This is a genomic window from Flavobacterium amniphilum, from assembly GCF_023634845.1.
GTDB classification, from domain to species: Bacteria; Bacteroidota; Bacteroidia; order Flavobacteriales; family Flavobacteriaceae; genus Flavobacterium; species Flavobacterium amniphilum.
The window spans coordinates 19,153-43,940 of sequence record NZ_JAMLJL010000015.1 but is presented as its reverse complement, the minus strand read 5'-3'; the positions used below and the strand labels follow the sequence as shown (position 1 = coordinate 43,940).

At 36.0% G+C, this 24,788-nt stretch carries 20 protein-coding genes; 16 read left to right on the top strand and 4 right to left on the bottom strand.

Going from position 1 to position 24,788, the window contains the following annotated elements; translation table 11 throughout:
• Window positions 1-4 precede the first annotated feature (4 nt).
• From NAT51_RS15460 to NAT51_RS15420, 9 genes are all read left to right on the top strand, one after another.
• Window positions 5-1,951 carry a tellurite resistance TerB C-terminal domain-containing protein gene (locus NAT51_RS15460; RefSeq protein ID WP_250600241.1) on the top strand — a complete coding sequence of 649 codons (1,947 nt, stop codon included), beginning with the start codon at window positions 5-7 and terminating at the stop codon, window positions 1,949-1,951.
• Complete coding sequence (locus NAT51_RS15455; RefSeq protein WP_250600239.1) at window positions 1,951-3,267, top strand: ATP-binding protein; 1,317 nt, start codon at window positions 1,951-1,953, stop codon at window positions 3,265-3,267. Before NAT51_RS15460 ends, NAT51_RS15455 begins: the two co-directional genes overlap by 1 nt.
• Window positions 3,267-5,384, top strand: coding sequence for a DEAD/DEAH box helicase (locus NAT51_RS15450; protein WP_250600236.1), 2,118 nt, complete (start codon window positions 3,267-3,269; stop codon window positions 5,382-5,384). Before NAT51_RS15455 ends, NAT51_RS15450 begins: the two co-directional genes overlap by 1 nt.
• Window positions 5,385-5,599: 215 nt before the next feature.
• On the top strand, window positions 5,600-5,824 hold the full coding sequence (locus NAT51_RS15445; protein WP_250600234.1) for a hypothetical protein: 225 nt from the start codon (window positions 5,600-5,602) through the stop codon (window positions 5,822-5,824).
• Between the two features lie 268 nt (window positions 5,825-6,092).
• Window positions 6,093-7,757 carry a T9SS type A sorting domain-containing protein gene (locus NAT51_RS15440; protein WP_250600232.1) on the top strand — a complete coding sequence of 555 codons (1,665 nt, stop codon included), beginning with the start codon at window positions 6,093-6,095 and terminating at the stop codon, window positions 7,755-7,757.
• Between the two features lies 1 nt (window position 7,758).
• Window positions 7,759-9,180 carry a hypothetical protein gene (locus tag NAT51_RS15435; protein ID WP_250600230.1) on the top strand — a complete coding sequence of 474 codons (1,422 nt, stop codon included), beginning with the start codon at window positions 7,759-7,761 and terminating at the stop codon, window positions 9,178-9,180.
• A 5-nt stretch (window positions 9,181-9,185) separates the two neighbouring features.
• Window positions 9,186-11,228 carry an RHS repeat domain-containing protein gene (locus tag NAT51_RS19755; RefSeq protein ID WP_250600228.1) on the top strand — a complete coding sequence of 681 codons (2,043 nt, stop codon included), beginning with the start codon at window positions 9,186-9,188 and terminating at the stop codon, window positions 11,226-11,228.
• A gap of 6 nt (window positions 11,229-11,234) precedes the next feature.
• The gene (locus tag NAT51_RS15425; protein WP_250600226.1) at window positions 11,235-14,774 is read left to right on the top strand and encodes a DUF6443 domain-containing protein; all 3,540 of its coding nucleotides are present in this window, start codon (window positions 11,235-11,237) and stop codon (window positions 14,772-14,774) included.
• Between the two features lie 29 nt (window positions 14,775-14,803).
• Window positions 14,804-15,121, top strand: coding sequence for a hypothetical protein (locus NAT51_RS15420; RefSeq protein WP_250600224.1), 318 nt, complete (start codon window positions 14,804-14,806; stop codon window positions 15,119-15,121).
• Between the two features lie 179 nt (window positions 15,122-15,300).
• On the opposite strand, the gene NAT51_RS15415 is transcribed toward NAT51_RS15420, so the two are convergent.
• A complete protein-coding gene (locus tag NAT51_RS15415) occupies window positions 15,301-16,617 on the bottom strand; it encodes a phage integrase SAM-like domain-containing protein (RefSeq protein WP_250600222.1) in 1,317 nt (438 codons plus the stop codon).
• A gap of 941 nt (window positions 16,618-17,558) precedes the next feature.
• Between NAT51_RS15415 and NAT51_RS15410 the strand changes: the two genes are divergently transcribed.
• The 7 genes from NAT51_RS15410 to NAT51_RS15380 all read left to right on the top strand — a co-directional run bounded on the left by NAT51_RS15410 (window position 17,559) and on the right by NAT51_RS15380 (window position 20,748).
• Entirely contained in the window at window positions 17,559-18,215 is a 657-nt protein-coding gene (locus tag NAT51_RS15410) for a hypothetical protein (protein ID WP_250600220.1), read from the top strand.
• Between the two features lie 85 nt (window positions 18,216-18,300).
• Complete coding sequence (locus tag NAT51_RS15405; protein WP_250600218.1) at window positions 18,301-18,699, top strand: hypothetical protein; 399 nt, start codon at window positions 18,301-18,303, stop codon at window positions 18,697-18,699.
• A 33-nt stretch (window positions 18,700-18,732) separates the two neighbouring features.
• On the top strand, window positions 18,733-19,116 hold the full coding sequence (locus tag NAT51_RS15400) for a hypothetical protein (protein ID WP_250600216.1): 384 nt from the start codon (window positions 18,733-18,735) through the stop codon (window positions 19,114-19,116).
• Window positions 19,113-19,625: a hypothetical protein gene (locus NAT51_RS15395; protein WP_250600214.1), complete on the top strand. Its 513-nt coding sequence runs from the start codon at window positions 19,113-19,115 to the stop codon at window positions 19,623-19,625. The genes NAT51_RS15400 and NAT51_RS15395 overlap by 4 nt, the downstream gene beginning before the upstream one ends.
• Before the next feature lie 10 nt (window positions 19,626-19,635).
• Window positions 19,636-19,917 (top strand): hypothetical protein, encoded by a 282-nt coding sequence (locus tag NAT51_RS15390; protein ID WP_250600212.1) that lies wholly within the window; start codon window positions 19,636-19,638, stop codon window positions 19,915-19,917.
• A gap of 41 nt (window positions 19,918-19,958) precedes the next feature.
• A complete protein-coding gene (locus tag NAT51_RS15385; RefSeq protein WP_250600210.1) occupies window positions 19,959-20,327 on the top strand; it encodes a hypothetical protein in 369 nt (122 codons plus the stop codon).
• Window positions 20,328-20,352: 25 nt separating this feature from the next.
• Entirely contained in the window at window positions 20,353-20,748 is a 396-nt protein-coding gene (locus NAT51_RS15380; RefSeq protein WP_250600208.1) for a hypothetical protein, read from the top strand.
• A gap of 133 nt (window positions 20,749-20,881) precedes the next feature.
• On the opposite strand, the gene NAT51_RS15375 is transcribed toward NAT51_RS15380, so the two are convergent.
• From NAT51_RS15375 to NAT51_RS15365, 3 genes are read right to left on the bottom strand one after another with little or no spacing between them, the layout of a single operon-like run.
• On the bottom strand, window positions 20,882-21,391 hold the full coding sequence (locus NAT51_RS15375; protein ID WP_250600206.1) for a hypothetical protein: 510 nt from the start codon (window positions 21,389-21,391) through the stop codon (window positions 20,882-20,884).
• The gene (locus tag NAT51_RS15370) at window positions 21,375-22,553 is read right to left on the bottom strand and encodes a hypothetical protein (protein ID WP_250600204.1); all 1,179 of its coding nucleotides are present in this window, start codon (window positions 22,551-22,553) and stop codon (window positions 21,375-21,377) included. The genes NAT51_RS15375 and NAT51_RS15370 overlap by 17 nt, the downstream gene beginning before the upstream one ends.
• Window positions 22,554-22,579: 26 nt before the next feature.
• A complete protein-coding gene (locus tag NAT51_RS15365) occupies window positions 22,580-24,754 on the bottom strand; it encodes a type II secretion system protein GspD (protein ID WP_250600202.1) in 2,175 nt (724 codons plus the stop codon).
• Between the last annotated feature and the right edge of the window lie 34 nt (window positions 24,755-24,788).

Genomic DNA, 24,788 nt, shown 5'->3' with positions numbered 1-24,788 from the left:
TATAATGACAATATTAATTATTATTGGAATAATAATTTTTCTGGGTTCAATTGGAAAGAAAAAGCCATCGCCACCTCCTAAGAAAAATTACTATGATCCTGCAAAAAAGCAGCAAATAAAAGTGACATCAATATTAGTTGAAAATAATCTAAAAAATAGTATCAAAATAGAAACAGAACCGGTTTTAAAAGTTGAAAGTAAAGATGATTCTATAATTGATGTTGGTTCACAGTCCACTATAATAGAACCTGATTATGGTTTAAATTCAAAAGTTCCTTATTGGTCACATGCTTATGTTTACTCGTATTCAGAGATTAATTATGCTACTGCTCAACAGAAGAAATTTTACCAGTATTTTAAAGACAGTTTTCTAAAAGGTGAATATTTAGAGCTTGAGGGAAATACAAACTATGCCTTTATTTTATTGTTTGATTTGTTAAACGAATTTGATAAGCATAAAAATGTTACACAACTCGAATCTTTTGTTGAAATTTTAGGGAATCATTATCCTAAGACGAAAACATATGGAGTAAATTTTTTAATAAAAAAAATGCAAGAAGTGGGAGATACAGAAGGTGTAGCCAGGTTAAGAGAAGACCATTATGACTATCAATATAGTCAGGTTTCTTATTCCACTTTTGAATGGCGAAATAAGTACAAGAAGAAACTCGATCTTGTCAAAGAAGAAACAGGTATTCTTGATAAAATCTGGTTTTCAACCAATAATTTTGTATCTATTGAGTATTGCTGTATTGAGGTCATTAAGCTGTATCTGCAAACTATCAAAAGAATTTCACAAACATATTCAGAAGACGATACTACAATTGAAAATGAGTTCGAAGAAATTGCAGATGTGATAGTTAGAAAACACTATAGATTTAGAAAAGGGAGTAATAACTATAACTATGGAATGAAAACTTGTGAAAATGAGCTGTATACAAATATTTTTAAATATTGTGAAAATACTATCCGCGAATTATATGGTCATAAAAGAAAAATAAAAATTGATCTTTATATAACAACTCCCGAAGCAAGAGCGGAATTTGAAACGAAAATATTAAATAAGGTTTCAGAAATTCATTCAGAACTAATCTCTGGAATTGCTCTACCTGATGAAACAACAGAGATAGTGTTGAATAGTTTGAATACTACTCGGTGGAAAATTAAATTTGAACAAATGACATCTGAGTATAATAGCTCTCCGAGTAAATTTGTTCAGAAAGTTATTGAATTAGGTGCCTTAAATAAAGAAAATCCTTCGGTAGAAAATGTCTTTTTTGAAGCATCTAAGTTTATCTCGAAGTACGATAAAGAATCAGCACTTACACTTTATTTGCATTATCTATACCACGATTTAAAATCAGCTACTTTCGATAATAAGCAACTTACAAAAACAATACAAAAGAGTCTTTTTAAAAACAGCGAACAAATCGAATCTTTTGAAAATATTGTCTCTGCTTATATCGAAAATAAAGACTTTGAAAAAGCGCTTAGTTCAGTATCTCAAGTATATGCTGTAAAACGTAAAAAGATTCAACTGGATAAGACATTAATCAAAGAAGTTCAGGAACAACATTCGGGAACTGTAGAGCTTTTAAATGAATATCTTCAAGATGAAAATGAAGTAGTAGAAAATAAAGCAGAAATGATTAATGAGGAGATTGAAATTAAGGTTGTTCAAAATAATGAACAAGCTTCAATCTCAATATATTTAAATGATTTTCCTTTTAAACCTATACATACATCTGCATTGGAAATTTTTGTCAAAAATAATTTTTCAATGTTGCAAAGCGAATTTGAAGATTTTGCCAAATCAAAAGGAGCATTTAAAAATCAGTTGATTGAGAGCATAAACGAAATGTGTTATGAAATCCTTGATGACGTTCTGATTGAAGAAGATGAAGATTACTACACTATTGATAATAATTACTACCAAAAACTTTTAGCATAATGATAGATAATATTAAACCAAAAGAAGCTACTGCAATTATAAATTCATTAATCGGAGGAGTTGTTCCTAAAATTGGAGTTCAGCATATAACTGTTGGGAGATCCGAAGAGATTGAGGCATTTGTGACTGCCTTAGAAGATGTGAAGAATGGTCATAGTATGGCAAAATTTTGGATTGGAGATTTTGGTTCAGGAAAATCGTTTATGCTTCATTTGCTAAATACAGTTGCTTTAAAGCAAAAATTTGTGGTTACTAACGCTGATTTTACTCCCGATAATAGGTTGTACTCAAACGATGGTAAAGGTGTTATGCTTTACTCAGCTATTATGGACAATATCGCAATTCAAACAAAACCGGAAGGGGGAGCTTTGCCAACATTGCTTGAAAAATGGATAGAGCAGATAATAATTAAAACTTCAGAAGAAAACAATATTTCATTTACTGAAATTCGAGAAGAGCAATACTTACCTCTCATCCAGAAAAATATAATGCAAACCATTAATGAAATTACCGAAGTTGGTGGATTTGATTTTGGTACTGTGATTATGAAGTATTATGAAGGGTATATAAAAGATGATGAACAGCTAAGAAGAAATGCTCTAAAATGGCTTAAAGGAGAATATCGAACTAAAACTGAAGCAAAACAAGACTTAGGAGTAAGGGAAATCATTAATGATTTGAATTATTATGATATGCTTAAAAATTTCTGTAAGTTATTTGTCAGTATGGGATATAGTGGTTTTATGGTCAATTTAGATGAAGCAATAAATTTGTATAAAATTTCTACTTCTGTAATGAGAGAGAAAAACTATGAGAAGATCTTAACTATTTATAATGATTGTTTTCAAGGGAAAGTAACTAACTTGTTTTTCAATTTTGCTGGTACAAGAGAGTTTTTAGAAAATGAAAGAAGAGGCCTTTTTAGTTATCATGCTTTAAAATCAAGATTAGAGACAAATAAATTTGAAACTTCAGAGATTAGAGATTTTGCTCAACCCGTAATTCGTTTAATGCCTTTAGATCATAATGAGATATTTGTTTTGTTGAAAAAGCTTAAAGCCATATTCGATTTTAACTACAAAACAAATATTGATATTTCAGATAATGACATCCACCAGTTTATGGAAGAAATGTTTAATAAACCTGGGGCTTCAGAGTTTTTAACGCCACGTGAAGTTATTCGAGACTTCTTAAATATTCTAAATATTTTAAGACAGAACCCAACTGTAGATAAAAATAAACTATTTGGTGAAATCGAAATTTCAGATGAAAGACCAGATGAATTATCATTAATCGATAGCATCGAAGAATTATAATGTCATCATATAATTTACTTTCCGATTCTATAAAAAAATATGTTCGTGACCAACGTTGGGAACAATTGCGTCCCATTCAGGATGCCGCTATTCAAAGAATCATTTCAACAAATGAAAACTATATTTTAGCTTCAAGGACAGCTTCGGGTAAAACCGAAGCAGCCTTCTTGCCAATTCTCTCAAAGGTTGATTTTAGTGAACAGGGTGTCCAAGTACTTTATATTTCACCTCTAATTGCTCTTATAAACGATCAGTTTTACAGAATTGAAGAACTCTGTGAGTACCTTGAAGTTACCGTTACCAAATGGCATGGAGAGGCAAACAAAACACTTAAGGAAAAGATAATCAAAGATCCAAATGGGATTGTGCTTATTACTCCTGAGTCATTGGAGGCGATGTTTGTGAATAAGCCATATAATGTTAAACATTTGTTCTCTAATCTTAAGTATGTTGTAATAGATGAAATTCATTATTTTGTTGGGTCTGATAGAGGTACTCAGCTGAAATCTATTTTGTCAAGATTACAAGATTTAAATTCGTCAAAGTTTAAAATTATTGGACTCTCTGCAACGATTGGTGATTATGAAGATGCAAAGAAATTCACAGGGGATGCTTTACAAACAAAAGTTCTTCGAGATAAAACATCAAAAGAAATTGATACAGAATTTAGATATTTCAAAAATGAAGGCGCTGAACTTCCTTTAGATCTTTTAAAAGATTTGTATATAGAAACAAAAGATAACAAAGTTCTAATTTTTCCTAATAGTAGAGGTCGGGCTGAAGAACTTGCAGTTAAACTGAAAAAAATATCAGAAAGGGTAAAAGGTCATTCAAATTATTTCTCCCATCATTCTTCTGTTGATAAAGAAGTTAGAGAATATGTGGAGTATTTTGCTAAAAATAATAAACGAAATAATTTTTGTATTTCATGTACATCTACCTTGGAATTGGGCATTGATATCGGTTCTGTTGATGAAGTTGTGCAAATTGATGCGACAAACAGTATTGCATCATTGATACAACGTGTAGGTAGGAGTGGTAGGCAAGATGGGGCAAAAAGCAGTTTGTTCTTATATGCAACGCATCAATGGAGTTTGTTGCAATCATTGGCATGCTGGGGTCTTTACAAAGAAGGTTTTATTGAGCCTTCAGAGTCTATGAATTTAGCGTATGATATTTTATTGCATCAGGCTTTATCAATCACAAAAGGGTATTCAGGAATTAAACTTTCTGATTTAATCAAGAAGTTGAAAAGTAATTTCGCATTTAATGATATTGAGGCTGTAGATATTGAGGAAATTTTGAACCATTTGATTGAGATTGATTTTCTTGAGAAATTGCAAGATGAAGTCATTGTAGGAATTGAAGGGGAAAAAATTGTAAACAGTAGAGATTTTTATAGTGCATTTACAGTTGAAGAGAACTTCAAGGTTGTTAATGCAGGGAACAAGGTTGGTGAAATACCTTATACTCCCCAAGTAAGAGAAGATGAGAATATACTTTTGGCTGCTAAAATATGGAAGATTCAGTTTGTAGATTTTAAAGCTAAAAAAATTGAAGTTATTCCGGCAAAAGATGGTAAGAAGCCTAAATTTAATGGAGGAGGAGGGATTGTTCACCAAAAAATTAGAGAAAAGATGTTTCAGATTCTTTTTAATAATGAAGAGTTTCCTGAGTTAAATCAATCTGCCGGAGATGAGTTGGAGCAAATGAGAAAAGATTTCTCAATCTTTAGTATTCAAAATTTTGAAACTAGCAGGCCGCTATTGGTGTCTGAAAAGGAACTGGCATTTTATACTTTTACAAGTACTAAAATTAACAGAACTCTTCTTTTGCTTTTCAATACTTTAGAAATCAAATGCAGTTTAGATGATGATGCGAGTGTGTTTTATATCAAAGTATCAAAAGAGGATTTTTTTTCAAAATTAGAATTAATAAAGAACAGTCTTGAAACAATTGAAAAAAACATTACAAATCAATTGGAAACTACTTCAGATGTGTTTAGTGTATCTAAATGGGGAGTTTATTTGCCTGTGAAATATAAAATAGCTTTGATGAAACAAAAATATTTTAATATCAAAGGGGCAATTGACTTTTTAAGGAAAGTAAGTGTGTAAAACGTTAGCAAAAAATGTACTGATTTAGATAAAAGCTAAAAGAAAAGTTAGCGCTTAAGTTTTTATTCGTGATGGTATTTCAAAAAATTATATTTATCTAGACGGTTTAAGTAATGCTTTAGGAGACTTTTTTTGTAAAATTTTTGATAAACTATTTACTTATATAGAAATAACCTTAAATTATATTTAAATAACACACATTAAAAAAATTAAAGATGAGTAAAAAAAGTATTAAAGAATCATTGGCAAATATCCAAAGTCAATACATTCAAAATGCAACAGGTTTAGATGTAAATTGGGTTGCGTTGGATAGCAAGATTGAATTGCTCGATAATATCGCTTCGAAGGAATTAAAAAAGGAACTGAAAGAAGATAAAGAGCTTTTAGAAGAAATTGAAAAGGCTAAAAAAATAATTGCGGGTAGAGGAAGTGAAGAATAGGTTATGAATATTCTAATAAAAGGTTAAATCTATTTAAAACGAAAAACTCCGAAGCCATGTCTTTGGAGTTTTTCGTTTTATCGTTTCAAAGTAAAAAAAATCCTGTTACATTTAGATATTCAGTATTTATACGTACAAATAAAATTAAAAATCATTAAAATAGGTGATTGTTTTATATTCGTTAAATGTTGTAATCTTGCATTGAAATGTAAAACACTATTTTTTCAAAATTGATTTTACAATTTCAAAGTAACCAATCTCTTCTCTTATGCAACATTTACGAAGGGGTAGTATGTTAATGCTACTCATTACTTCTCTATGCCCTTTTTCAAACATTAGGGCACAAGAACAATCAGTCGATTATCAGAGTGCGCTTGGCGGTAACCGCCAGGAGTATCTGTTTGATGCGATCCCCACTTTGGATTCCGGATTTTTAATTGCCGGAAGTACTTCGTCCAACCGTACCGGGAACATGAACCAGGCCAACAATGGGGACCTGGATTACTGGGTATGCAAGATGGATGCCAATAATAATCTGATCTGGCAGAAGAGCTATGGCGGGTCTAATATGGACTTACTGCAGTCGGTGAAAGCCACTTCAGACGGCGGGTATATTCTTGCGGGTATCTCATCATCGTGCAAGACCGGTGACAAGATCCATGTGTGCCAGGGTTCGACCGATTACTGGATCGTAAAGATTGACAGCGGCGGTGCCATCCAATGGCAGAACACCATTGGCGGTAACGGACAGGAAAAACTGAGCAGTATTGTACAAACTACGGATGGCGGTTATGCGATTGCGGGTTCGTCGAGTTCCCCAAAAAGCAAAGCCGATGTGAACGGAAACATTGCTGCGAACTTGAAGAAAGAAGCATCGAGAGGTGGCTTGGATTTCTGGATGGTGAAACTGGATGCAGGCGGGCATGTGACCTGGCAGAAAACATTGGGCGGAAAGTTCCAGGACGAACTCAAAGTGATACAGCCTTTGGCTAACAATGAATATTTACTGGGCGGTTATTCCAACTCGACCCAATCAGGTGATAAGAATACCAATCCGATCGGTCTGGGTGATTACTGGATACTAAAAGTGAACGGTACAGGTGAAATCATCTGGCAACAGACGCTGGGCGGTACCGGTGATGATGTGCTGGTGAGTTTGATCCGGACCCATGACGGCGGATTTGTAATAGGCGGAAACTCCGGACAAGAGACTAACGGAACAGGCAACCGCGCAGCCAAGAACAGCAACAAGAGCAAAGCCAATACACAAGGAAGCGATTTTTGGTTGGTGAAACTCGATGCCGAAGGTACTACCGATTGGCAGGAAACCTACAACTTCGGTTCGAAGGACGTCTTGTCGAGCATGACCGAAACAGCTGACGGGAAGATATTATTGGGCGGTTTTGCGCAAAGCGAACTTAAAGACAACGGAAAAGGCGTCCGTATCAGTAAAGAGAAAGAAGGCATCAACGATTATATCGCACTTGAAATCGATCCGAAAGGAAAGGAACTATGGTCACAGGCGGTAGGCAGCCGTGGTGATGAAGTACTGAAGAAAGTTATTCCTACGGAAGACGGTGGTTATTTACTGGCCGGAACTTCAAACGGAGAGAAATCGAGAGACAAGAACAACAAAATAGGCGGCAACGACTACTGGGTGGTGAAATTGAAAAACACGAAAAAGGAGAAGATCGAGAAGATTTTAAGTGCGTACCCTAACCCGACGATGAACGTGACCAATGTGTCGATTGATTTTGAGTACGAGCGCGGAACGGCAACGTTGTATGATATCAGCGGCAGACAGTTGCTGGTGAAGGAACTGAAAGGCGAAGCGGAAATCCCGTTCAACCTGACTAATTTACCACAGGGTGTGTACCTGATCAATGTGAGTACAAACAACGGAACCCAGGCCGTTAAAATTTTAAAGAAGTAAGATGAAAAAAATCCATATATTTTTGTGGGCCGTGCTTTTAGTAGGTATGACCACAGTGTATTCGCAAACAGAACAGGATGCGGATAATAATACATCTTTTTTGCCTAAATCAACTCCTCCAGCACCTGAGACTTTTGCTATGACCAAGTACGGGGATGTTCCAATTGACGAATTCAATGGGAAAGTGAATCTGAATGTTCCTGTTTTTGAATACAAAGTCGGAATGCTGAGTGTACCTGTGAGTGTGAATTATTACGGTGCAGGGGTAAAAGTTAATGATATACCTACTCAAGTAGGAATCAACTGGACACTGAATGCTGGTGGAGTCATCGGCCGTGAAATCAAAGGACAACCTGACGAAGAAGTAGATAGACTTACGTTGTCACTTCTTCAGGTAATGAATTTGAATGGGGAGGACTGTAGTACTGAAGCCCAACAGTTAAGAGCTATTATCGATAATAAAAATCTCGATAAAGAAAATGATCTTTTCAGCTTTAACTTTTTAGGGTATTCAGGATCGTTTTTCTTGAATGATACTTTTGATCCGGTATTGACCAAAGATGATCAAGAACTGCTTATTGAAATTGTGGGGGGCCAAACCGATAAACGTGAGAGATTACGTGTTGGAAAAACGTTTATGATTACCGCACCTGATGGTGTGAAATATTATTTTGGAGGAACATCTGCTTCGGAAGATTCTGCAATGATGGTGCGCAATAACGGTAATGCGGATATTAACGCAATAGGTGGAATCACTTCATTTTACTTGTTTAAAATTGAGCATCCACTTAACGGAACTATATTGTTGGATTATGAAACCACAGCTTCCCATAGTGTGCCAATAAGTATTAATTACTTTAAGGTAAAAAAAGAAATTAATGAAGGTACTTTACTTTCCCTAGATGGAAATGAGCAACAGGCATGCCCCGGATTGCCTCAATCAGATACAACTACTTCTTTTGGAGACTCCATGACACAACATTATATAGTCAATGAGAAAATGGTTAAAAAAATCTACAGTCCTGAGACTGGAGATTATGTTTTATTTAACAGGGATTTATATGATAGTGCGGTGAGTTTTAAGAAAGTACTGAAATCAATTGAATATTTTAAAGGAAGTAATGTTTTTCAAAAAGCCAGCTTTGAGTATACTGGTTTATCTCCATTGAATTTGCACCGTTTTTTCCTTACCAAGGTTGATTTTAATAATCATATAAGTAACATGGATGCTAAAAGAGAAGCCTATATTTTTGAGTATAATGACCCAACGGCTCTTCCCTTGATAAATTCATATTCGAAAGATATTTTAGGCTATTTTAATAATGCACTTAATGTTAATTTATATCCCCGTTTTGCTTTTGAAAATCAAAATGGTAACCCTGACAGAGTATCTAACTTTGAATTTGCAAGTAAAGTGTGTTAAAAAAAGTGATCTATCCTACTAAAGGATATTCTGAGTTTGAGTATGAGTCACAGCCTTATTTGGAGCCAAAGTATACTTCTTACGACTTAGATACTTATTATAACGGAACAGGAGCTTTAGACGGTGAAGGCATTTTTATAAATGGGGCATATCAAAAAATGCACGATGAATTACCGGGTGTTTATATTGATGACCAAAACCAGCATTTTTCTCAAATAATTGAAACGGTAAAATATAATCAAGAAGTTGTAATTAATCTTTCTTGTAACACTTCATATGAAGCACTTCCTTATCCTTCTGATTTCAGGGCTTTTAAGGTTAAAGTGAAGATAATAGAAAAGCTGAACGGTACTGTTGTTTCAACAGTTGAGAAACAAACTGGACAAGCTATTTATTTTCCATATGAATTTAAAGAAGGACATGATTATAAAATTGAAATGGATTTAATCCCTTCGATTACAGCTAGTCCTAATTATAGTGCAAGAGGGATGGTCTCATTTAAATTGCATACAGATTATCATGCTCCAACAGGTTATGGAGTACGCTTGAAGAGAACTAAGAATTATGATTTAGTAAGTGTTGATCCTGTTATAAAAAGATATTTTTATAAGCCTTACCATAAAATTGATGATCTGAATTTTAATTCATTTACCTTTCATAATCCTGTTAAACATGGAGGATATATTATACTTTGCCAAGTTTATACCGTTATTGGATATCCAGGATTAAGTACAGTGGATATTATGGTTAAAACAGAAACACTAAATTCAGATATGAACTTTTTAGACAATACATTAGTTCGATCTATGCGTGATTATAATTGTGTAACGGTAAGTTATGGTGGTGATAATTTTGAACAGGGTGGAATTGAAAAAACTTTTGCTCTGGCAGATTCTTTGCCTGGAGAAAGAATAATACCAGTAAACATAAATGAATTTGCTGGAAGTTCAGAATTGATTTTTACAGAAAATAATCCAATTTCAAATCCTAATCCTCTAAGAGGTCAAGTTATTAAAGAAAAAATATTTTCAAATTTCAACGGAACAAAGAAAAAAGTAAAAGAAGTGACGTATGATTATTCCAATCTGGTTACTTATAAAAAATACAATTTAAAAGGGAGTAAATTTCTAAGCGATATTAGTGTAGAATGTACCCAAGCGGGAGGTTCTAATGGTAGGGCTTTGTCCAATTACTGGATTAGTTATTATTATACTAATTCTTATGGGTTTAAAAAAACAGCGCAGAAAGAAGTTAACTACATTGATCCTGTCCCTGCAACGCTCATTGCACACGAACCAACAGAATTTGAAGATCCTAATGATTTTCCTACCCAAGAACAACTAGAAGCATCTTACAAGAAGATTACCAGTACCCAAACTTTTGAATATGGAACTTTAAGAGGAATGCCAATCAAAGTCACCACGACCAATAGTGATGGTACAACACAAAACAGTGAGAGCATTTATGTGAATCAGTATGAAACCTTAAGCGGACTGACAACCGATCAGAAGGCTGCTTATGCTTTGATGCTGGCACAAAACAATATTGCTGCACCAATTGAGGTAAAACAATCTGATAATTCGGAGACATTGACCAAGAAACGTACTACTTATAAAAAACTTTCCATTACTAAAGTAGTGCCCGAGAAAATCTATACCGCCAAAGGGACACAGCTAATAGAAGAACGTGCCGCTTTTGAACAGTATGACAGCAAAGGAAATCCAACCCTAATGTCATTGACAGGCGGTGTAAAAATCAAGTACCTGTACAATGCCAATAACCAGGTAATCGCCAAGATTGAGAACTTTACCGGAACACTGGATCCGAATACTAACAGTATTGCAGATGCCCTGGCATTCATCGGGCAATACCCGAATGCACAAGTGAGCGTGTTTGAATATGAGCCGATCACAAATTTACTTGTCCGAATGTATGACCCGAACGGGAAAAAGACGACTTACGAGTATGATGATTTGCACCGTCTGAAACAGATTAAGGACAATGACAACAACGTGATCAAGGCATTCGACCAAAACTTCAAACACTAAGGCAAGATGAAAAAACTGATATTACTATTGTTGGTACCGGGATTTGCCTTAGCGCAAAGCACCAACCAGAATTATACCAAAGCCACGACCTACAGAGGTCCTGACAATACATTGCCACAAACAACTGTCACTTATTTTGACGGACTGGGCCGACCGATCCAGAAAGTGGATAACGCGATGAGCAATACGGGCCAGAATATCGTGACCCACATCGAGTATGATGCGTATGGCAGACCGGTGAAAGATTATTTACCGTTTGTATCCGGAGTGTCAACACTGGATTATTTAAGCAGTGCACTAACGACCCAAAGCGACTATTATAAAACCCTTGCTAACGGAGATACGACAAAGGTGGCTTACAGTGAGAAACTGTTGGAAGCCTCACCACTTGACCGTGTGCTGAAACAATCCGCGCCGGGCGAAGCCTGGAAGATGGGTTCAGGCCATGAAATTAAATTTGAGTACGGTACCAATGAAGCTAACGGCAACAACGCTGTGAAACTCTTCAAGGCTACCGCCAGCTGGAACAGTTCATTATTGGCGTATACAAATACATTGACTCAAACTGAGAACTACGCGGCTAATACACTGTACCTAAGCATAACCAAGGACGAAAACTGGGTATCAGGGAACAACCATACCACACAGGAGTTCAAGGACAAAGCCGGTAAAGTGGTGTTGAAACGAACCTTTAACAATAATGTGGCGCATGAAACCTACTATGTGTATGACCAGTTTGGAAATTTAGCGTATGTGATTCCGCCATTGGCCAATGCCGCTTATGACAGCACAACCCTTAACGGACTGTGCTATCAGTACCAGTATGACAACCGTAACCGCTTGGTGTCGAAGAAACTGCCGGGCAAACAATGGGAGTTTATTGTGTATGATTTACAGGACCGACCTATTGCTACAGGACCAGCCCTGTCACCATGGGGAACGGGTACAAGCGGGTCGATGGTGACCCAGTATGATGTATACGGAAGACCTACCCAGACCGGCTGGATTGAGCTCCCGATGGATATGAATTCGCGTTATGATTACCAAACTGACATGAACAACGGGGATAATGTATTTACATTAACTACAAATCGTATACTGAGTAAGAATTATTATGATAACTACAGTTATGCCGGAGCCCCTACTCCACCGGGTCAGATTGAAGGACAAGATGTTGAAACTGCCGTGAAAGGAATGCCAACGGGAAGTTGGGTCAGAATCCTGACAATCCCAACGGAAACATTGGGCGAATTGTCATATACACTCTATGACAAGAAAGGCCGTCCTATCCGCACCCATACCGACAATTATTTGGGCGGATATACCGAAGTGGACAGCAAGCTGGACTTTATAGGTAAAAATTTATATACCATTACACGCCACAAACGTAAAGCCAGCGATACCGAGATCGTGACCACCGATACCTTTACCTATACCGATCAGGACCGATTGAAATTACACACACATCAGATAGACGGTGGTGATGTACAGTTATTGGCCGATAACAGTTACGATAAACTGGGCCAATTGGTTGGTAAGAAAGTGGGCGGAAGCGCTACAAGTTACACTTCTTTGCAGAAAGTAGACTACCAGTATAATATCAGAGGCTGGCTGAAATCGATCAATGATACCGACGGGTTGATCAGCAATGATTTGGGTACCAAAGACGATTTGTTTTCCTTTAAAATCAGTTACAACGATCCGACCGACAATACTAAAGCGCTTTTCAACGGCAACATCTCCGAGACATACTGGCGTACTTACAATGACGATCAATTACGTAAGTATGTGTATAGCTACGATCATTTGAATCGTTTGTTACAGGCGGATTACTCCAGGCCGGGAAATGTTAACATACTGAATTCCTATAAAGAACATCTGAACTATGATAAAAACGGGAATATACTATCGTTGAACCGTAATTCATTTGAGGAGGAAGGATATGAGTACGAAATTGATAATCTTATTTATACATACGATTCCAATAACAAAAACCGATTGTCAAAAGTGACCGACAGCAGTGGTTGGAGTGAAGGTTTTAATGAAAGTATGGATACTGACAGTGACGGAGTCAATGATGCTGTTGATTATACATATGATGCCAACGGGAACATGATTAAAGACCAGAATAAAGGCATCAGTAAAATTACTTACAATCATTTGAATTTGCCGGTACGAATTGAATTCAGTACCTTTAAAAACCCTTCAATTGATTATGTTTATGATTCTACGGGAAGGAAAGTAAACAAAAAAGTGTCGCATCATAAGTTTGTTCCTGTGGCCTGCAGTGGCTCAGGTGGTGGTTTAGGCCAAGTATGTGCTGATCTGGTTGCTACTGTGGATAAAACGGACTACCTTTTAGGAGGTTTTCAGTATCTAAACAACGTGTTGGAACTTGTTCCGCATACGGAAGGTTATGTCAAGAAGGAAGGTGGGAATTATGTTTACCATTATAATTATATAGACCATTTAGGTGACGTACGGGTAACCTATGCAGGAGACGCAAGTGGAACGCCTTATATTGTAGAGGAAAATAATTACTATCCTTTAGGATTAAAGCATGATGGATATAATTATACAGAGAATACAAGTTATAAGTATAAGTATAACGGAAAAGAGCTGCAAGACGAACTGGGGCTGAACATGTACGATTATGGTGCTAGGAATTATGATTCGGCGATAGGTAGATGGATGAATATAGACCCAAAAGCTGAAAATTCACGTAGGTGGACACCGTATAACTATGCTTATAATAATCCAATGTATTTTGTTGATCCTGATGGAATGCAAGCAGATGGATGGATAACACAAGTAATTGATGGAGAAAAGAAAATTTCTTATAACTCTAGTATTGATACTGAGGAACAAGCAAAGGCAGCGGGTTATGAGGGAGTCACAGCAGTGAATGCATCCTTAAATATTTCAGCTACAGATGGCTCGTATTCTTATAATTTAAATGCTAATGGTTCAGTTACTGATGGACAAGGTAATACTCTATATGCAACAACCCTGATGAGTTTTACAACAGGTGCTGGTACAAAGATATCATCTTTATCTCTTATAAAGCCTTTTGAACGTGCGTCTGGAGCTGCTAATGATATGAATTTTACTTCGCCTTTTTTCTCTTGGGGCTGGGCTTTCAAAGGATTAGGTTATGCGTGGAATGGTTTGTTTGGGACAGCTGCTAAAACATCTGTAGAGGCTAGTGGTTCGGTTTATTCGGTAGCTTATGAAACAACATTATCGAGTGAATTGTTTCCAGGAGGTAGTTATTATTCTCATTTTAAGGCAGCTAATACTTCTCTAAGCGATGCAATGGCTTCTGATGTCGCGTTTTCTAATTCAATGTCTAATTTAGGCGTTACTGTGCCACGTTCAGCAACTGGAAATATATTAGGTAAATCCCCCACTAATTGGGTTTGGCATCATGACGTTGGAGCTGGAGTAATGCAATTAGTGCCTAAAACACAACATACGACAGGTTCTATATATTGGGAAACATTGCACCCTGGGGGTGTTGGGGGAATGCATATTTGGAATAAATAACTATATTTATAAAAAATAATAATTTGAAGATGAACATAGTTGAATTAGTAAAACATTTGAAAAGTTTTGAAGAGGCAGAAAGCTTTGTCAATGAAAGTTTGCCAGATATTGAATATGATTTGGTTGATATTTACATGGTTGATAAATTAGGATTAGGTTCAGAGATCATATTTTTTGATGCAGAAAAAATGCCTAATAGATTAATTGTGGAAATTGGCGGTATTACTTATGAGAATTTATTTCCGTTAAATTTGGCTCAAGAATTAGTTGAAGAATTTAGCCAAAAGAAAATTACTGACACGCAAATTGCAGAAAGGTTACTAGAGTATAGAGAAAAAGATGCTTAGGTGTTAGTTTAAAAAAGATAGTCAAAGCGTGTCTGAAACAAGCTTTTCTTATTACATTTAAACAGTTTGCAACTAAGTTGTGGAACCAGTTGCAACTGGTTTAAATTTGACTTAATCTGGAATTGCAATGATTTGTATCTAGAATTGCAATACCATTGCAATTAAAAGTAAAGCTTAGTTTACTTAGCAATCCTCAAAACCGATTCCTTTTCTTGCTTTTGACTTTGAATATTCCAATACATTGCCATTTGTTGTGCGTAATCGATAGCAGTTTTTCCAATGTAATTTAGAAATTCTTTTTCGGTGCTGTGTCCTGTTACATTCATCAGTAAACCAGTTGGGATATCTCCATAATAGTTGGTTGCAAAAGAACGTCGGCAAATGTGAGAAGTTACCAATTCCCATTTTGGGAAATCACCGTTTTCTTTTCGGGAAGTATCAGGGTTGATTCTTGCTCCTGAAATTATCTCATCCAATTTGGCTTCTTTACAAACATCTTTTATGTATAAGTTGAACTTTGTCTTCGAACTGTCTATGTTTTGGCTGTAAATGGGAGGGAAGTTTCCATCTCGTTTATTAAGGATGTCTTTTACTTTATTATGTATAAGGATAGAAACTCTTTTCTTCGTTTTTTGTTGGATCAATTCGATGAAATCCAAATTGCCTATTTGCTTAATGTTTTGACTGGTCAATTGCAATAAGTCTCCGGCACGTTGCCCGATGTAGCAACCAATCAAAAGCCAGTCTCTTGCATCTTGTAGATGAGGTTCTTTTAAATCGACGTCTTCAATTTTAGCTAATTCTTCCCAGTTGAGGTAGGTTTTGTCAATTTGAACGCTGAAACCTTTTATCTGTTGAAGTTGTGGACTAACTGTATAGCCAGACTTTTGAGCATCTAAGCAAATGGTTTTTAAAAACTTTATGTAACGTCCTGCTGTATTTCGGCTTAGCTTTTCTACTTCAAGCAAATACTTAAGAAAATCATTTCTGTATTTTAAATCGACTTCCGATAGTTTGTACTTGTGTCGTTTGTATTCTTGAAATCCCTGTATTTTTAATTTGATTGTTTTGTATTTAGTAATTGTGGTTTTTGATGTTCCGAGTTCGCCGGTTCTGTCATTGGTTTTTAATCCTAGTTTTTCAATATAAATGTCACAATAATTCAAGAGGAAATTAGCGTCTTTCTTTTCGAATTTATTGAAGTGTAAGTTCAGACAGTCAGTTAACCAATCTTTATTGATTATATCGCCTTTGGTTGTGCCTTCGTTGTATTTATTGATGATGTAGTATTCTAAGGTGTCCAACTGGTTTTGAAGACTGTCTCTTTCTGCGAATTGCGAAATCTTTCTGATTTTTCCATTTGAAGGATTAAAGTAAGTCGGATTGACAACCAAAGGAGTTGCCAGTTTAATGTCTGTTTCTCTGTTCGCTACAAATCGGATGTATATTTTGGTTGGGTTGTTATTTCCCCGAATTGAAAATTTGATGGTTGCCATTTTTGGTTTTTAGTTGCAGCAAATATAAATTGTAGGATTGGTATTGCAAAATATTTGTCCGACTTTTGTCCGACGAAAGCTGAATTGACTTTATTTTCACTTAACAGGAATTAATTTTTAAAAACCCTTTAAAGCCTTTTATTTGCTGTAATTATTACATATTTTGATTAAAATTTATAAAATTGAATTCAGTTTAAATTAATTAATTCGAATCCCTTCCTCTCTGCAAAGTAAAAGCCTGACTGTACAGTCAGGCTTTTTTGTTCCCGGAATGTGATGAAAGTTTTACTTTCAGAAGCATTCAGGGAACAAAAAAGGAGACAGCTTTGAAAAAGCTATTGGCTTTTACTTTGTGTCTTTTATCTTTTTAAGGGAAAAACGGAGTTACTCCCTTCCTCTCTGCAAAGTAAAAGCCTGACTGTACAGTCAGGCTTTTTTTGTTTGTAAAGTTGTAAAGTTGAATGTTATAAAGTCCGTTACCGGAAAGACTGGACTTTTCAGAAGTCTGTGTATTTAATAATCCATTAATCTGATTGTACATTTTAGTGGTATATTAGTACTATAACAGTGCTACAACAGTGCTATATCCACGCTATATCTATTGCTTTATATGGGGATCGAAAGGTAGGGAGATTAAAGGGTTTAAAGAGACTTTTTTTGTTTGTAAAGTTGAATGTTATAAAGTCGGTTTCCGGAGAGACAGGACTTTTCAGATGTCTGTGTATTTAATTATTCAATAATCTGACTGTATATTTTAGTGGTATGCCAGTACTATAAGAGTACTATATCTATTACTTTAACAGGAGGTTTTTAAATTGTAGGAAGTTTATTGTTTGTAGTTTATTGTTTGTAGTTTATTGTTTAGAATTGTTTGCTTAGTTTTGGTTGATGATAATCCAAATAATGTTTTTTGCACTTGCACACCCTATTAAAGACCAGATATGAAGTTGTTTTTTTTAATTCTTCCTGTTTTTGTTATTTCATGTTCGGATAATGGACAAAAGAAGTCTGAAACTAACCATAATAAACCAATTAAAAAGGATACTGCCATGGTTTTAAAGGATACTGTGGTTTATACTGAACACAAGCCCGGAAAATTAAACAGAATGAATCCTGACCGTTTTCTGGATGTTACCGATTCCCGTTTGAAATTGATATATAAGAATGATTCACTTGTGGATGGGGCAAAAATCAACCAACGGATTTATAAAGTCACGCCGGGTTATAGCATGAATGGTTTTGATGAGGAAATTATGAATGTTGTGTTGGATCTTCATGAGGATAGCGTTGTGGAAGCTTTGGGTATGCCAAAGTTAGCCGATTTTAAAGTGCTTGAAAATTTTGATAGGGTTGTAATCAATAAGGAGGAGATGCGACTTCTGGTGCTGGAGAATAATTATAGTGCTTTTCTTCCAGCCTCACCAGAATTTTGTAAGATTGTTGGGATATACATTCCCTATAGACGATTGCTGCATGTATTTTACTGTAGTGATTTTAAAATTAAAAAGGATGGGTTTGTCTTGATCCATCATTTAAGAGGCAATACATTTGAAGTGGCATACAGGTATAAAGAAGGTGATCTTTTTCGTGTTGACTGAAGTGCCATTCGGGATTACAAATCAGGTTTATGGGAGCGTTTTGAAAAATATAAAAATGAATTCTTAAATAATGAATAGAACTAAAATGAAAAACATAAAAAAGATTTTTTTGCTGTTGCCGCTCCTGTTCTTTGTTGATTGTCAGCCTATTTTCAGTGATTATGATTACAATGAAAAACTGACTGGTAAATTTTACCTGAGTGAGTGCGACGCTTATGAGTCAAAGTTTATCCGTATAGATTTAGATGATACTAATTCTTTGGCCCTTGTTCTTGATGTGGTTGAAGTTGTTGGCGATGAATACCGGATACTTGTTAAGACTAAAGATGAAAAGAATAAAATTGAGTACCGTTTAATCAATGTGTATTTTGATGAATATCAGGAAGATGTTGATCATATATCACAACAGGAATATTTAAAAAAGAAAAAAAAGATGTCTCCTAAGTATTATTATGATGCTGAGGAAGGATTTGTTGCTTATTGATATATGAAAACCGGTTTTAAAATAACATTTTTAATGTTGATTGCAGTTTCCTTTTTGGGATGGCAATTGCCTCAGGAGTTTGACATGATAACATTCAAAGTTGACAAATCCTTAAAACCCCAAAAGGCATGTGTCTTTTATGAAACGGATGAGCCAAAAGAATATTTGTTCAATAAAGAAGGTGAGTTGTATTTTAAAAAAGAAGCTACACCAAAATTGATTGTGTTTTATTTCAAACGGGGGAAGTTTCTGACGGTAGACGGTATTGAGCAGAAATATGTTTTCCGGAAGGTGTCAGTAGAAAAAGTAAAGCATAAAAGAGGCGAATGTTTTGTTCATCTGTATTATAGTACAGGTAATCATACGACAATGGCAGCGGCTTCTTTCATGAAAATTGAAAAGCAGCGGAAAAAATGATGAAAATGATAAATCTTATAATGCTTTTAGCGCTTGTTTTTATGTCTGTGACAGCTGCATTTTCGCAAAATAGTTGTCTGGATACAATTCAAAGCATAAAAGGAGAAAGGACGTTTTCATTAAAAGCGGAAAAGATTGATGAAGATGAGTTTGTACTCATTTTTAAAAATATTTCCGGGGAGGCTCTTTATTTTGCTGATCTTTCCAAAGAAGAGCAGTCAATTTTAGGCGGTTCTTATGAGAAAATAGTTCTGGGAGAAAACGCTTTGGAATTGGGGGGATCCAAGTATTTTAGTTTGTCTCAGGTTGGACCCGGACAAGAAATGAGAATAAAATATACATCAAAAGTTACGGTGTTGCGTAAAATTGCTTTCGATGTCGAAGTCTCTTTTATTTTTAACAGCAGATCAATCAAAAAGGTTAATGGTCAACTGTTCATTGACAAAAGTAGTTTTATCCGGAGGATGAAGACTTTTGTTTATAAATTAGATTTTTTATTCGTTAAATAAATTTTCGGCAATGGTACATACTATAGAACTTTTTGGAAGTGCTGATCAAATTTATAAAATGAAACTGATCAGTATTTTGAAAGAATTTACCGGTTATGGGATTGATAAGGCAGCGCCGCTTGCGAATAGTCTTTGTAATCTTGAGGTGGTGATTTTGCGTCTTGAAGTTGATGAAAGCACCGGCAATGAATTTTTGATGGAAGTGTCGGCATTAGGTGTTGCCATACGTGATTTTTCATGGCATGAGGAAAACGATGGCGGAGGATTACGGGCAGCTGATCCGGAAGACTAATCTTTTACACATATTGTGAATAACAGAGTAGTGAACATAAAATGAGAATAGTTGATTTTTATAGCGGCTTTGAAGGAGAAGACGAGATTGTGCTTTCATTTGTTAACGGGAATGAGGTTGTTACCGTCAGGATGTGGGAAAGCTATTTTGGTAATCTTATCAAAGCCATTCGAATTCAGGATTACATGCATTTGCCCAATACTCTTTTTTCGATCTATAACACTACTGAAGGTGGCTGGTACGATCAGGATGAGTGGGAAGTTAACGATGTGACTTTGTTCAGAAGTCAGTTAGTGTCTGTTGATGTGACTCAACTGGAGAGTACTGAGAGCGAAATAGTGAATCTTTTAATATCTCTTCTGGACAATTTCCAAGAGCATGAATTAAGAATCTTTATTTCATTACGGTAAAGTTTGCAAAAGTAAAAACGGAATTATGAATAAAAAAACTGATAAAATAGTAGCTTGTCTTTTAGTGATTATTGTGCTTATGTTTGTTAAGGAAAAAGATTACTGCAAGGTAGAGGTAGGTGAAAAAGAAAAGGTTACTATCGGTAAATATGTGGCCCGTGAAAGATGGGGGAAACATCCGCCAAATTACTTTTCTTATTATATAAATGGGACAAAATACAGAGCCAATGGCGGAACTGGTCCTCAAGGTTTTTATTACTCCAATCTTAATAAATTTTTCAAAATAGTATATTCAGAGGATCAACCTGAAGGTGTGCGTCCCATGTATTATGAAGAAGTAACGGATACAGCAGAGCTATTAAAGGCAGGTTTCAGTATGAATGAGATTTTGAACAAGCAGGAGATTGATTTGTTTCCGTAGAGAAACGATAGTAAGGATTATGAATTTGCGCTATCGGGGATGCCTATTTGAGAAATGAGCCGAATATGAAAACAGGCAAAAGTGCTGAGGTTGCCAAACGATATAAATTGTAAAATAAATATGGTTTTGGTAATTAATTCAACAAAGCAATCTCGGTATATAACTTTTCGCTTTTAGTATTATAATCGGTTAGTTTTGAGAAAGCGATGCTTTTTATTTTTCCCACATTGTGGTTGTTCTCCAGTTTGTTGATGAACTTGAGCGTGTTGTTGAATTTTCCTTCAACTGTCAGGATGTAATAGAAAGAATTTTTGCTCTCTTTTGTTTCGGCCGGTTCTTTAAAATCATGGATGTTGATTTTAGTTTCGCGGCATAGTCTGTCGATTTCATTGAGCAGGAAATTCTGGAAGTTCTCCTTCTTTGTTCCTGTAATTTTGTATTGTCTGATTAGTTCATCGGCCTGTTTTTCCTTCAGGAGCATTTGCTGAACTGAAAGTCCGCCCAGTGAATTATCCACCCGTTTTTTCTTCTCTTTGTTTTCATTATAGGAATCCATTGTCTTTGAAACAGCAAAATAATACGCCAGATAAAAGACCGTGAAAACGCCCAAAAAAAGGATTTTATTTTTATTGTTTATTTTCATCTATTCCTATTTTTAGTTCGAAAAGCGTTTTGTTTTCCTCGTTTTTACCGTATTTGGAAATGTTGACCTTTTTGATGAAATCCAGGCTTTCCAGTTTACCGATCCATTTAGTGAAATCGGCGGTATTGTTTGAAGTTCCTGAAATGCTGATGCTGTTTTCTTCAAAGACAAGAGCGGAAGGATCTTCGTTTTTGGTTTCCTTCGGGTTGAAATGCAGTGTTGTCAGTGAAATTGTGGCCGGAACCATTCGGGTGATGGTGGCTATTTTGCCTGATTTCTTTGCGGTTGCATTGTGGAAATATTCTTCGATGAAAAGTTCCTTTTGTGCTATTCTTTTCTTGATTTGTGTTGTGTTCTGATTGGAAGAATTTGCGCTTTCAATTTGTTTGTCGAGTTCGGTATTAGCTTTGAAAAAACTATTAAAAACCATGAAGTTCACCAACAGGATAATCAACAGGAAATAGACCGATCCCGTCAGTACTTTTCTGAACAGTCTGTTTTGAAGGAAGCTGTCTTCCAGTTCGTTGTTTTTAAGTTGTAATTCCCCCGAATTAGCAGTTCCGGACAAATACCCCAGAATACTTGCAAAAGATAACAATTGTGAGTTTCTGATTTCCAGTCCGTTTAAATGGTGTAAAACCGAAACTGTATTAACTGTTTTAGTCAGTATGTTTTCATTGCCGGTAAAGGCAACCGTGTGGATGTTTGTAGTGATGCTGTTTACCTCCGAATATTTACGGATCAGATGCATATTAGAGTTACCAAGACTCAGGTTGATTACCGGAATATTGTTTTTGCGGAATGCCGTCAGGACTTCCTCAATATGTGATTTTCTGCAAATGGAAATAATACTTTTCGTTTGCAGGCGCCATATCTGGTAATAGAACTCGCTGAAATTCAGATTGGGAAAATGCTTCTGGAGCAGTTTGGTATCGTTCGGGTCATTTTCTCCCACTTCCTTTTGGATCACCAGATTTGTGTTGACCGTTAAGAAATGAGGTGTTTTGTTGTCCAGGCAGTTTAAAGTAGTTTCATTGAAAGTCCGTAAATCTTCTTTTACGATCGACAATTCGTCTTTTTTCTGTATCACATCCAGTATGGCTATTTTCTCCTGTGCATCAGAAGAAAATAGCTCTATACCCGTATACTTTTTGCCAAGCAAACTTTTTTTTAACCCGTCAGCTTTCATTAATAAATAACAGTTGGCTTGATTAATACCGTTAATTTTTTCTTTGAATCTTCTCTTTTTCTGGAGCTGAAGAACCATTTGATGATTGGAATCCTCGAAAGTAACGGTACCCCTGATCCGGAGTCATTTTTTACTTTTTCTTCCAAACCGCCCAATACTACCAAATCCTGGTCTTTTACCCTGATAATTGAAGTAAATTCCCTTGAGTTGATTCCCGGAGGCGCATCTTTGTCTACTTTTTGTCCGTTGAAGCTTGACTGGATCACTTTGATGTCCATGGTGATTTGTCCGTCACCGGAAACCAGCGGCATTATTGAAACCGATAATTCAGCATCAACAGGCTGGTAGTTTTTGATTTCAGAAGCCTGTGGAATCTGGGAACCGTAATAATTTTGGTTGGTCACCACATAATAAGTCGTTTCCCCGATTGATAAAAAGGCTTTGTGTCCGTTTAAGGTCGAAAGTCTCGGAGTTGATCTGATTTTGACATTGCCGTTAGCTTCCAGTGCTTTCAGACTCATGTAGAAATTAGGCACTACATTTCCGATGTTCAGCGATCCGAAGCCGTCAAAATTATTAATGATCTTGTTGATTGTTTCGGCACCAAGAGTAATATCGGCACCCGGAAAAATACTTCCTTTCGTGACCACCGGTTTGTCGCCAATACCTGCACTTATTCCTGATTCTACTATTGAATTGCGGTTGTTTTCAAGTAGCATTACTTCGATTAAAACTACCGGAACCGGTTTATCGATGTATTTTACGAACGATTCAAAGCGTGCGATATTCAGTTCAGGTCCGCTTACGATAAAACTGTTCAGTTCTTTGTCTACCCTGATATCAAGATCCTTTTTGATTTCATCGGGAACGATCGACAATACCGATTCAGATGAGGTAGAAGAAGATCCTGATGATGCCGAAGAACTGTTGTAATTCGAGTTTTGCGAATTCTGATTGTTGTTGTATGATGTATTGGTGTTGTAAGAGCTGTTTGAGTCGCTGTTTCTCTGGCTGTTACTGCCGTTTCCGTAATAGTTTGTGTAATTTCCGGAATTGTTGCTGATTCTTCCGGAACTTCTGCCATCAGAACCGGGATTGCCCAAAAGTTCGATGGAACGGTGCATAAGAGCCACAGTGCGGATACTTCTTAATGTCAGTTGGTTTTTTAAACCGAAATAGTATAGTAAACCACTTTTTTTGAAGCTATAGCTGTCTTCGCTACCTGTTTGATTTGACGATGAAGGACTTCTTCCTTCAAATAATTTAGTCAGTAAATTATCGAACGTGATGTTTTTTGCCTTAAAGGTTGCTGTTCCCGCACCTTCCATAGGGTTTGAGATATACATATCGATTCCCAATTCGTTTCCGATGTCATAGATGATGTTGGAAACCGGTGTGTTTTCAAAGTCAACTTCCAGGAGTTTCTTATCGGCATCGATCACATTAAAGAAGAAATTTGATTTTCTCGAACGTTGTGGTTTGTTTGGTCTGGCAGCTGTAGTGTTTCCTTTTTCCGTATTCTGGTCAAAGTTATAATTACCTTCCAGTTCATCAATCAGATAGAAATTATCTTTGGATTTTGTTACAGACAGGTTATTGCCATACGCAATTTTGTTCAGTGCCGCTTCAAAAGGCATGTTTTTGATGTAGCTGGTCAGTAACTTGTTTTCAAGTCCGGGGGCAAAGACCAGGTTCTTGCCGCTTTCATCCATTATTCTTTTGAAAGCATCGTATAATTTGTCTTCCTTTAAATCGACAGAAAGCAGGTTTTCCTGAGCGTTGTAATCCACAAGAATCGGTTTTTCTACCGGTTTTTCCACCGGCTTTTCGTAAGCTTTTATAGACAGGATGTTTCCTGTAAAGTCGATGCTCAAGTTGTATTCCTTGCATAAAAACACCAAAAGATCTGCTACCGTCACATCCGTAAAGTTGTTTACAATGCTGATTTGGTTCAATTGCGGTGATACGCTTAAGTTTATTTTGTGTACTTCAGAAACGGCCAACAGGAAGCTGGTCAAAGTTGTTTCTTTGATATTGATGTTTACTTTTTCGGTCAGACCCGGAGAGTCAGCCGTAATTGCTTCAATATTGTTTTTTATATTTTGGATTCTAGCATCTTGAGAAAATACATTCAGATTCGAAATCAAGAGTAAAAGCCAGATAATCTTTTTCATAGGGTTTGTATAAAGTCGGCAAATATAATTCAAT

What these genes read in the sequence shown, in the direction of transcription:
- NAT51_RS15445 (WP_250600234.1), top strand. Translation starts at nt 5,600, where the DNA reads ATGAGTAAAAAAAGTATTAAAGAATCATTGGCAAATATCCAAAGTCAA.
- NAT51_RS15420 (WP_250600224.1), top strand. Translation starts at nt 14,804, where the DNA reads ATGAACATAGTTGAATTAGTAAAACATTTGAAAAGTTTTGAAGAGGCA.
- NAT51_RS15380 (WP_250600208.1), top strand. Translation starts at nt 20,353, where the DNA reads ATGAATAAAAAAACTGATAAAATAGTAGCTTGTCTTTTAGTGATTATT.
- NAT51_RS15415 (WP_250600222.1), bottom strand. Translation starts at nt 16,617, where the DNA reads ATGGCAACCATCAAATTTTCAATTCGGGGAAATAACAACCCAACCAAA.
- NAT51_RS15375 (WP_250600206.1), bottom strand. Translation starts at nt 21,391, where the DNA reads ATGAAAATAAACAATAAAAATAAAATCCTTTTTTTGGGCGTTTTCACG.
- NAT51_RS15450 (WP_250600236.1), top strand. Translation starts at nt 3,267, where the DNA reads ATGTCATCATATAATTTACTTTCCGATTCTATAAAAAAATATGTTCGT.
- NAT51_RS15390 (WP_250600212.1), top strand. Translation starts at nt 19,636, where the DNA reads ATGGTACATACTATAGAACTTTTTGGAAGTGCTGATCAAATTTATAAA.
- NAT51_RS15385 (WP_250600210.1), top strand. Translation starts at nt 19,959, where the DNA reads ATGAGAATAGTTGATTTTTATAGCGGCTTTGAAGGAGAAGACGAGATT.
- NAT51_RS15455 (WP_250600239.1), top strand. Translation starts at nt 1,951, where the DNA reads ATGATAGATAATATTAAACCAAAAGAAGCTACTGCAATTATAAATTCA.
- NAT51_RS15410 (WP_250600220.1), top strand. Translation starts at nt 17,559, where the DNA reads ATGAAGTTGTTTTTTTTAATTCTTCCTGTTTTTGTTATTTCATGTTCG.
- NAT51_RS15400 (WP_250600216.1), top strand. Translation starts at nt 18,733, where the DNA reads ATGTTGATTGCAGTTTCCTTTTTGGGATGGCAATTGCCTCAGGAGTTT.
- NAT51_RS15365 (WP_250600202.1), bottom strand. Translation starts at nt 24,754, where the DNA reads ATGAAAAAGATTATCTGGCTTTTACTCTTGATTTCGAATCTGAATGTA.
- NAT51_RS15425 (WP_250600226.1), top strand. Translation starts at nt 11,235, where the DNA reads ATGAAAAAACTGATATTACTATTGTTGGTACCGGGATTTGCCTTAGCG.
- NAT51_RS15405 (WP_250600218.1), top strand. Translation starts at nt 18,301, where the DNA reads ATGAAAAACATAAAAAAGATTTTTTTGCTGTTGCCGCTCCTGTTCTTT.
- NAT51_RS15395 (WP_250600214.1), top strand. Translation starts at nt 19,113, where the DNA reads ATGATGAAAATGATAAATCTTATAATGCTTTTAGCGCTTGTTTTTATG.
- NAT51_RS15440 (WP_250600232.1), top strand. Translation starts at nt 6,093, where the DNA reads ATGCAACATTTACGAAGGGGTAGTATGTTAATGCTACTCATTACTTCT.
- NAT51_RS15460 (WP_250600241.1), top strand. Translation starts at nt 5, where the DNA reads ATGACAATATTAATTATTATTGGAATAATAATTTTTCTGGGTTCAATT.
- NAT51_RS15435 (WP_250600230.1), top strand. Translation starts at nt 7,759, where the DNA reads ATGAAAAAAATCCATATATTTTTGTGGGCCGTGCTTTTAGTAGGTATG.